At 61.7% G+C, this 8,898-nt stretch carries 8 protein-coding genes; 5 read left to right on the plus strand and 3 right to left on the minus strand.

Features of this window, described 5'->3' with window-relative positions:
• Positions 1-172: 172 nt before the first annotated feature.
• The 3 genes from EN994_RS08240 to EN994_RS08250 are packed head-to-tail and all read right to left on the minus strand — an operon-like array spanning position 173 to position 3,732.
• On the minus strand, positions 173-997 hold the full coding sequence (locus EN994_RS08240) for an alpha/beta hydrolase (protein WP_024502416.1): 825 nt from the start codon (positions 995-997) through the stop codon (positions 173-175).
• A 10-nt stretch (positions 998-1,007) separates the two neighbouring features.
• Positions 1,008-2,489, minus strand: a complete 1,482-nt coding sequence (locus EN994_RS08245; protein ID WP_063167481.1) for an NAD-dependent succinate-semialdehyde dehydrogenase — start codon at positions 2,487-2,489, stop codon at positions 1,008-1,010.
• A gap of 16 nt (positions 2,490-2,505) precedes the next feature.
• On the minus strand, positions 2,506-3,732 hold the full coding sequence (locus EN994_RS08250; protein ID WP_063167482.1) for an iron-containing alcohol dehydrogenase: 1,227 nt from the start codon (positions 3,730-3,732) through the stop codon (positions 2,506-2,508).
• A 176-nt stretch (positions 3,733-3,908) separates the two neighbouring features.
• Here EN994_RS08250 and EN994_RS08255 point away from each other — a divergent pair, with 176 nt between their 5' ends.
• The 5 genes from EN994_RS08255 to EN994_RS08275 all read left to right on the plus strand — a co-directional run bounded on the left by EN994_RS08255 (position 3,909) and on the right by EN994_RS08275 (position 8,871).
• Positions 3,909-4,610: a GntR family transcriptional regulator gene (locus EN994_RS08255; protein ID WP_013533133.1), complete on the plus strand. Its 702-nt coding sequence runs from the start codon at positions 3,909-3,911 to the stop codon at positions 4,608-4,610.
• An 11-nt stretch (positions 4,611-4,621) separates the two neighbouring features.
• Positions 4,622-6,214: a sugar ABC transporter ATP-binding protein gene (locus EN994_RS08260; protein ID WP_063167483.1), complete on the plus strand. Its 1,593-nt coding sequence runs from the start codon at positions 4,622-4,624 to the stop codon at positions 6,212-6,214.
• Entirely contained in the window at positions 6,202-7,200 is a 999-nt protein-coding gene (locus EN994_RS08265; RefSeq protein WP_024502420.1) for an ABC transporter permease, read from the plus strand. Before EN994_RS08260 ends, EN994_RS08265 begins: the two co-directional genes overlap by 13 nt.
• Positions 7,201-7,254: 54 nt before the next feature.
• Positions 7,255-8,205 (plus strand): substrate-binding domain-containing protein, encoded by a 951-nt coding sequence (locus EN994_RS08270; protein ID WP_063167484.1) that lies wholly within the window; start codon positions 7,255-7,257, stop codon positions 8,203-8,205.
• Positions 8,206-8,277: 72 nt separating this feature from the next.
• Positions 8,278-8,871: a DJ-1/PfpI family protein gene (locus EN994_RS08275; RefSeq protein ID WP_013533129.1), complete on the plus strand. Its 594-nt coding sequence runs from the start codon at positions 8,278-8,280 to the stop codon at positions 8,869-8,871.
• Positions 8,872-8,898 lie beyond the last annotated feature (27 nt).

Below are 8,898 nucleotides of genomic sequence, written 5' to 3' on the forward strand. Positions count from 1 at the left end.
GTGTGGAAAAAGAGGATGAGGAATCGTCGGTTGTGTGCTCTGCCGGATTTCACCTGTCGCAAAGCTCAGCCCGATGCCGGCAGCGTGCCGCGATCCCCGTGACGGTACTTTCCTGAGTGACGGGAATGTCAAGTAAGGCACAAGCGGGCCCTGCTCTCCCTGGGTTTCCGTCCTACAGGCCGTTTCCATCGATCATCGCCATCAGGCAATCGCCAGCTTGTGTGCCGCTGATGCCCAGATCACGCACGCTGTTCATGTGGTTTCGGTCATTCAGGCGGAGGTCGCTGACAGGGTGCCCCTGCGCGCGCAAGCGCTTTCCGAAGTCGGCGGCCTGCTGGTGAAAAGGTGACGTTTCCTGATCTCCGACGAGAATGGTCGCTGCCGTCTCCGGGTCATGCCACCGCGTCATTGGGGTGAAGGCAGCTGCCTCCTCATCGGTGATGCCGATTAACGGCTGGAGGAAGGAGGTCTGAAGGGGCTTGAGGTCGTAAAGGCCGCCTAGCAGCAGCGCCGCACGTATGCGCGACGGCATTGGCGCCTTTTCGAACAGGAATGTGGCCAGGTGCGCACCCGCCGAATGACCACTTACGCTTAGCCGGGCAGGGTCGCCGCCATGGGCGGCTATATTGTCCAGCACCCATTGTTTGGCACGCCGGATCTGGTCGACGATTGCCGCCATCCTGAATTCGGGCATCAGCGCATAATCGACGATGACCGCGATCGCCCCAGCTTTGGTGACTGTGTTCGCTACATAAGAATAGTCGCTTCTGGAGAACATGCGCCAGTAGCCACCATGGATGAAGATGTGCACGGGAAGATCCCTGCGCACACCGGGCGGAAAGAACAGGTCCAACCTTTCGGCCTCGCCCTCGCCATAGGCGATACCCGCCGATATCGGCAGGGTCGCCCGGGTTTCGGCGCTGCGAGTCACTATGTCGGCCACGATATCGTCAAAATCGGCCACATGGTCGCGCGTGCGGAAAGGGTCCTTTGACATGACTGCCGGTTCAGAAGGTGACGGCAATATATTTAGCCTCCATGAACTCGGCGATGCCGTGGTGCTGGCCGCCTTCGCGGCCAAGGCCGCTCTGCTTGACGCCTCCGAATGGTGCGGCCGGATCCGACATCAGTCCCCGGTTGAGGCCGATCATGCCGGCCTCGATCCCCGACGCCACCCGCATGCCGCGCCCAACATCGCGTGTGTATATATAAGCGGCCAGGCCATATTCCGTGTTGTTAGCATGGGCGATGGCCTGGGCCTCGGTGTCGAAGCGTGTGATAGGTGCCACCGGGCCGAAAATCTCCTCGTGCGCCATCTCCGCATCCGGCGGCACCTCGGACAGCACTGTTGGCGGATAGAAGAATCCTTCTTCCTCCGAAATCGCCCCGCCGCAAAGCACCTTGGCTCCCCGGCCCACCGCGTCCTTGACCAGGCGATCGATCTTGTCGACAGCCTTTCTGGTGATCATCGGCCCGCACTCGGTGTCGGCATTCGGGCCCGCCCCCACCTTAAGTGCCGCCATGCGCTTGCGGAGCCCGTCGGCAAAAGCATCATAGATTCCCGATTGCACATAGAGGCGATTGGCGGCGGTGCAGGCTTCGCCGGCGTTGCGCATCTTGGCGATCATCGCGCCATCGAGGGCGGCGTCGAGATCGGCATCGTCGAAGACGACAAACGGGGCATTGCCGCCGAGTTCCATAGAACACGAAATGACATGCTTTGAAGCCTCGCCGAGCAAGGTTCGGCCGACACCCGTCGACCCCGTGAAGGACAGCTTCCTGACCCGCGGATCGGCAAGCATGGCCGAAGTCAGCGGCCCGGGACTGGTCGTGGTCAGCACGTTGACGACGCCGGCAGGCACGCCGGCTTCGCTGTAGAGTGCCGCCAGCGCATAGGCCGTCAGTGGTGTTTCGCTGGCCGGCTTCAGGACGACAGTGCAGCCTGCCGCCAGCGCCGGCGCGATCTTGCGGGTCGCCATCGCGGCCGGAAAATTCCACGGTGTGATCAGCACGCAAATTCCGATCGGCTCATAATCGACCACGATCCGGTTGGTGCCGGATGGCGCGGTGCCGAATTCACCGGTGATCCGGACCGCCTCTTCGGCATTCCAGCGGAAGAACTCGGCGGCATAAGCCACTTCGCCGCGCGCGTCGCGCAGCGCCTTGCCGTTCTCCAGCGAGATCAGCATGGCGAGCGTTTCGGAGCGTTCGACCATCAGTTCGAAACAGCGCCGAAGGATTTCCGAGCGTTTGCGCGGCGCAGTTTCCCGCCATCTCCTAGCTGCTTTGGCCGCCGCCTCGACGGCGGCGGTGGCGTCCTCGACCGTCGCATCGGGAACCGCCGCGATCACCGCCCCGGAGGAGGGATCGACGACATCGATGAGCCGACCGTCGGAGGACGACCGCCAAGTGCCGTCGATGTAGAGTCCGTGCGAAAAACCGCGCACGTCATAGCCATCCTGGTCGAGTTGCTGAGTGTTCAAATTCATCGCTTTGTTCCGTTTCTCACATAACGCAGGCGGCGAGGTCGCCGTCATGGGCAGCCTGGACGAGGCGTCGCATCGTGCCGAGATCGAACGCACGCGGATTGTTCTTGATCAGGCGGTCGATGCCGAGCGCTTGCTCGGCGGTCCACTCAAGCTTATCGGCAGGGAGGCCCAGATCCGCCAATGTTGGCGTAATACCGATCGCCGCGAACAATCGCCTGATCTCCTCGATCGTGGCGGCTGCCATCGCGTCGGCGGTTCGCGCCTTGGCCTCCAAGCCAAGTGCCGCGCCGATCTCTGCCATCTCGTGAGCGGCGACGCGGCTGTTATAGGTCATCACGTAAGGCATCATTGTGGCCACGCCCAAACCATGGGCGGTGTGGGTGAGGGCGCCTGCCGGGTATTGCACGGCATGCGCCGCCGCCGTGCCGGCGGTGCCGAACGCGCAGCCCGCCGCCAGAGCGCCCATCATGACATCGGCACGCGCGTCGGCATCCGTGCCGTCGCTGCAGGCTTTCTCCAGACTCCGGCCAAGCAGCTTTATCGCGAGCAACGCGAAATGGTCTGTCAGCGCAGTCTTGCCGATGAAGACATGCTGTTGCGGCAGATTGGGATCTTCACCGCGCCGCATGGCGGTGAAGGCCTCAATCGCATGGGTCAAAGCGTCGGCGCCGGCGATCGCGGTCAGGCCAGGCGGACAGGTCATTGTCAGCTCGGGATCGCACAGAGCGACCGCGGCGATAAGGTGAGGGCTCGATATGCCGACCTTGAGCGTCCGGTCCGGGTCGGAAATCACCGCGACCGGCGTCACCTCGGAGCCGGTGCCGGCCGTGGTGGGTACGGCGATCAGCGGCAGTGTCTGACCCGGCACCTTGAACTCCCCGTAATAGTCCTGGAGCTTGCCGCCATGGCTGAGCAGCAGGGTGGCGCATTTGGCGAAATCGAGACAGCTGCCGCCGCCGATGCCGATCACCATATCCGGCCCGAACCCCTTCGCTTCCTCGACGCAGATGCCGACCGTATCGCGTGGCACGTCGGGCAGAACACGATCATGCACCAGGACCTCGATCGAGGCTGACTGAAGGGACTTGATAATGTCGGCGAATACCGTTGTGCCCGCGAAACGCTCGTCGGTGCAGACCAGCGCGCGTCGGCCGAACCGGGCGGCGACCGTCGGCAGCACATGGCGTTGCCCCTTCCCGAACAGGATTTCACGCGGCAACCGCAGGGCGGCGAAGAGGGTCATGATTGTTCCTTTGACGGCTGCTGACTGGAAACGGAGGCATTGAACTCGGTCTGGATCGGACGGTTTAAGAGTGTGTCTCTCGCACTTAAAAGATATCCGCTTTAAAATCGTATAGGATATAGGATTGCATCCGCGGAACCATCGTGTTAGCAGTCCTCACTGTCAAGAGGCAAAATATGCAGACCGCAAACTTACCCGACCCAAGCGACGCCAGCATTGGAGCTGGTCGCATCCAGCGCGCCAACAGTCTCGTCGAAGATGTCTATGAAGCCATCTTCGCGCAGTTGATGGCGCTGAAGATCCCCCCCGGCTCGCGCATCACAGTCGACAGCTTGGTCAAGGAATTCAACGTCTCGCACACGCCGATCCGGGAAGCCCTCGGACGGCTCGAAGGCGAAGGCCTGGTGCTCAAGACGCATCTGATCGGTTATCGTGCCGCGCCCCAGATCACCCGGCGCCGTTTCGACGAATTATACGAGATGCGTCTGCTGCTCGAGCCGCATGGCGCCGCAAAGGCCGCCGCAACGATGGACGACGCCAAGCTCGATCTGTTGCTCGAAGCTGCCGGCGTGATGTCACGCCGCGAAGGCAAGGATGATCGCGTGCGCTATTCGAATTTCGCCAGACAGGATGCGATCTTCCACGACAAGATCATGGAGTTTTCTCAAAACGAACTCATCCGTGAGACGTTGAGCCACCAGCACACGCACTTCCACATCTTCCGCCTGATGTTCCATGCACGCGTGACCGAGGAGGCGCTTGACGAACACGAGGCGATCCTTGCCGCGTTCGGCTCGGCCGATCCCGATGCCGCCGAAAAGGCGATGCGCATCCATATCGAGCACTCGCGCGATCGCCTGCTCCCGGCATTCGATTGAGGTCGGAACGGATGTCCATTGCCGCGAATATCGCCGGGGAGGGCGGGAGCACGTTGTCCAGCGAAGCGCCTGGTTCGCTTGAACCGGTGCTGCGCGCCCAGGAATTGTCCAAGCAATACGGCCCAGTGACGGTGCTGTCGGACGTCACCCTGGACGTCCTGCCGGGAGAGATCCATGCCATCATTGGCGAGAACGGTGCCGGCAAGTCGACGTTGATGCGGCTGCTGTCCGGCTATGTCGAGCCAAGCCACGGCACGTTGTCGATGAACGGACACGCGGTGAAATTTGCCAAGCCTGCCCAAGCACAGGATGCCGGTATCGCTTTGGTTCATCAGGAGATCCTGCTCGCCGAGGGGCTCACGGTCACCGACAATCTGTTTCTTGGGCGAGAGCTTTCGCGTGGCCATGTCGTGGATGACCGCACCATGCGCCGGCTGGCAACCGAGAAACTGGCGCAGATCGGCTGCGCGGTCTCGCCAAGGGCACTGGTGCGCGACGTTTCGCTGGCAGACCGGCAGATGGTGCAGATCGCTCGCGCCCTGCTTGACGACCACAAGGTGGTTATCTTCGACGAGCCGACCGCCGTTCTGACCGGTGGCGAGGTCGAGCGCCTGCTGGAGATCGTCCTGCAACTCAAGGCTCACGGCACCGCCGTGCTCTATATCAGCCACCGGTTGGATGAGGTGCAGCGGGTCGCAGACAAAGTGACCGTTCTGCGCGACGGCAAGATGGTCGGCACCTATCCCGGCAAGACGCTGAGCCAGATGGACATGGCGCGGCTGATGGTCGGGCGCGAACTGGCAGCGCTCTATCCTGAGAGAACCGCAGCGCCTTCGGATGTACCGATGCTGAGCGTGAGGAACGCCTCCGTTCCCGGCTATGTGGAGGACGTGTCGTTCACGGTCCACAAGGGCGAGATCCTGGGGTTCGCCGGTATGGTCGGCGCAGGCCGAACCGAACTCTTCGAGGGCATTATCGGCTTGCGCCCGGCAGTTGCCAAGATCGAACTTGAGGGCAAGTCGGTCCATTTCCAATCGCCGCGCGCGGCGATCGACGCCGGCGTCGGTTACCTGACCGAGGATCGCAAGGGCAAGGGACTGCTGCTGCAAGAGCACTTGGCGCCTAACCTGACGCTGTCGGCGCTCGATGTGTTCCATCCCGGCCTCTCGATGGGTCGGCGCCGCGAAGCGCAAGCCCTGGAACAGGCCGTGGAGACATATGACATCAGGCTGAAGAGCCTCGGCGCCAAAGCGGCCCAGCTTTCCGGGGGCAATCAGCAGAAGCTGCTGCTGGCGAAGGTGCTGCTGACCGATCCTTCGGTGGTCATTATCGACGAGCCCACGCGTGGCATCGACATCGCCAACAAGGCGCAGATCTATGCCTTCATCCAGGAGCTTGTGGCCAAGGGCAAGGCCTGCATCGTCATCTCTTCGGAGATGCAGGAATTGATCGGCATCTGCGACCGCATCCTGGTGATGCGCGAAGGCCGCATCACCGGCGAGGTCAGTGGCGCCGAAATGACCGAAAGCAATGTGGCGGTACTGGCGACCAGTGGCCCCAAGCCAGGGCCAAAAGCCAAGGGAGGCACAAAATGGCTGTCATGAGCGAATCCGCACCCAGGCGTCGCCCCCTCGATCTCAACATCAGTTGGACCGATATCGGGCCTTTTCTTGCGCTGGCAGCTCTGCTGGTGGCCGGTTACCTCATCAACCCCGATTTCCTGTCCGCCACCAACCTCGCCAACGTCATCACCCGCAGCGCCTTCATCGCCATTATCGCGGTCGGCGCGACATTTGTGATCTCGTCGGGGGGGCTCGATCTTTCCGTCGGCTCGATGGCCGCCTTCATCACCGGCATCACCATCATGTTCATGAACGCGGTGGCGCCGCATGCCGGCATCTGGGCTATTCCCGCCGGTATGGCGGTTGCGATCCTGGTCGGCCTCCTGTGCGGGCTTGCCAACGGGCTCATCGTCACGGTCGGCAGGATCGAACCGTTTATCGCCACGCTGGGCACGATGGGGATTTTCCGGGCGCTGATAACCTATCTGACCGATGGCGGCACGATACCGATCGACAGGTCGTTGCGCGAGGCCTACCGGCCTGTCTATTTCGGCACGGTCGGCGGGATCCCGGTTCCAATCCTCATATCCGTCGCAGTCGCCGCGGTCGCATCCTTCATCCTTTACAAGATGAAATATGGGCGCAAATGTGCGGCGGTCGGCGCCAATGAGGATGTCGCCCGTTATTCCGGCATCTCGGTGATCAGGACACGGACCGTGGCCTATATCGTCCAGGGTGTCTGTGTGGCGATTGCCGCGATCTGCTACGTGCCGCGCCTGGGCGCCGCAACGCCGACAACCGGACAGCTTTGGGAACTGCAGGTCATCACCGCCGTGGTGATTGGCGGCACCGCATTGCGCGGCGGCAAGGGCCATGTGTGGGGGACAGTCGCCGGCGCCGTCATCCTGGAACTCATCGCCAATCTCATGGTGCTCTCGGACTTCGTCTCCGAATACCTCGTTGCCGCTGTTCAAGGCGTCATCATCATCATCGCCATGCTCATCCAGCGGTTTTCGAATTCGAAATAGCGCCGCGTCCGGACCACGCGGATTAACGTTCTTGTAGGTCCAAGGGAGAAGACAATGTTCAGTAGAAAATGGATTGCGGCAGCGACACTTGGCGCGCTGCTGCTGGCCGGCCAGGCCATGGCGCAAGACAAGAAGGTCATCGCGGTGTCGATACCGGCCGCTGACCACGGTTGGACAGCGGGCATCGTCTACCACGCACAAGCGGCGGCCAAGGAAATCAACGCCGCGTTCCCGAACGTCGAAGTGGTCGTGAAGACGTCGCCGTCCGCGGCGGAGCAGGTCAGCGCGCTTGAGGACCTGTCGGCCAGCCGCAAGCTGGATGCTCTGGTGATCCTGCCTTACAGCTCGGAAGAGCTGACCCAGCCGGTCAACGCTATCAAGGACATGGGCACGTTCATCACCGTCGTCGATCGGGGTCTGACTGACGCCTCCGTCCAGGATCTCTACCTCGCCGGCGACAATATCGCGGTTGGCACCAACACCGCCAAGTTCATGATCGACAAGCTTGGCGGCAAGGGCGACGTCGTTGTGTTGCGCGGCATTCCGACCGTCATCGACGACGAGCGCATCAAGGGCTTCCAGGACACGATCAAAGGCACTGATCTGAAAGTCCTCGACATCCAGTACGCGCATTGGAACAGCGACGAAGCCTTCAAGCTGATGCAGGACTATCTGGCCAAGTACCCGCATATCGATGCGGTGTGGGCCAATGACGACGACATGCTGCTTGGCGTGCTCGAGGCGGTCAAGCAGTCGGGGCGGACCGACATCAAGCTTGCGCTCGGTGGCAACGGCATGAAGGACATCGTCAAGAAAGTGATCGACGGCGACGCCATGACGCCGGTCGAGACGCCATACCCGCCGTCGATGATCAAGACCGCGATCTACATGACAGTCGCCAACCTGATCGGCCAGGCACCCGTCCGTGGCACCGTCAAGCTCGACGCGCCGTTGATCACCCAGGCCAACGCCAAGGAATATTACTTTCCGGATTCGCCATTCTGACCCTATCCGATTTCACAGAAAGGCAGGCGCAGTCTGCGCCTTGCCTAGCTCAAAACACTGAGAGGAAGAACCATGCCAGGCAAAAAGATACTGATGCTGACCGGTGAGTTCACCGAAGAATACGAAATCTTTGTCTATCAGCAAGCGATGGAAGCCGTCGGTCACACCATCCACGTGGTATGCCCGGACAAGAACGCCGGAGATCTGATCAAGACCTCGCTGCACGACTTCGAGGGCGACCAGACCTACACCGAAAAGCTCGGCCATTATGCGCTGATCAACAAGACTTTCTCGGAAGCCGAGAGGCAGCTCGATCAGTATCATGCCGTCTACTGCGCGGGCGGCCGCGGCCCGGAATACATCCGCACCGACAAGCGCGTGCAGGCGATCGTGCGCCATTTCCACGAGGCCAAGAAGCCAATCTTCACCATCTGCCACGGCGTGCAGATCCTGATCGCTGTCGACGGCGTGGTGCGCGGCAAGAAGGTCGCGGCACTCGGCGCCTGCGAGCCGGAGGTGACACTGGCGGGTGGCACCTATATCGACCTGTCGCCGACCGAGGCCTATGTGGACGGGACAATGGTTTCGGCCAAAGGTTGGACGGCGCTTGCTGCGTTCATCCGCGAATGTCTGAAGGTGCTGGGAACGGAAATCCGCCACGCATAAACTTCTGGAACCGACGCATTCGCCAAG

This window comes from Mesorhizobium sp. M7A.F.Ca.CA.002.09.1.1 (assembly GCF_003998555.1).
GTDB lineage: Bacteria > Pseudomonadota > Alphaproteobacteria > Rhizobiales > Rhizobiaceae > Mesorhizobium > Mesorhizobium ciceri.

Excerpts from the sequence above, each read along its gene's own strand:
- EN994_RS08240 (WP_024502416.1), bottom strand. The coding sequence starts at position 997 with ATGTCAAAGGACCCTTTCCGCACGCGCGACCATGTGGCCGATTTTGAC.
- EN994_RS08245 (WP_063167481.1), bottom strand. The coding sequence starts at position 2,489 with ATGAATTTGAACACTCAGCAACTCGACCAGGATGGCTATGACGTGCGC.
- EN994_RS08250 (WP_063167482.1), bottom strand. The coding sequence starts at position 3,732 with ATGACCCTCTTCGCCGCCCTGCGGTTGCCGCGTGAAATCCTGTTCGGG.
- EN994_RS08255 (WP_013533133.1), top strand. The coding sequence starts at position 3,909 with ATGCAGACCGCAAACTTACCCGACCCAAGCGACGCCAGCATTGGAGCT.
- EN994_RS08260 (WP_063167483.1), top strand. The coding sequence starts at position 4,622 with ATGTCCATTGCCGCGAATATCGCCGGGGAGGGCGGGAGCACGTTGTCC.
- EN994_RS08265 (WP_024502420.1), top strand. The coding sequence starts at position 6,202 with ATGGCTGTCATGAGCGAATCCGCACCCAGGCGTCGCCCCCTCGATCTC.
- EN994_RS08270 (WP_063167484.1), top strand. The coding sequence starts at position 7,255 with ATGTTCAGTAGAAAATGGATTGCGGCAGCGACACTTGGCGCGCTGCTG.
- EN994_RS08275 (WP_013533129.1), top strand. The coding sequence starts at position 8,278 with ATGCCAGGCAAAAAGATACTGATGCTGACCGGTGAGTTCACCGAAGAA.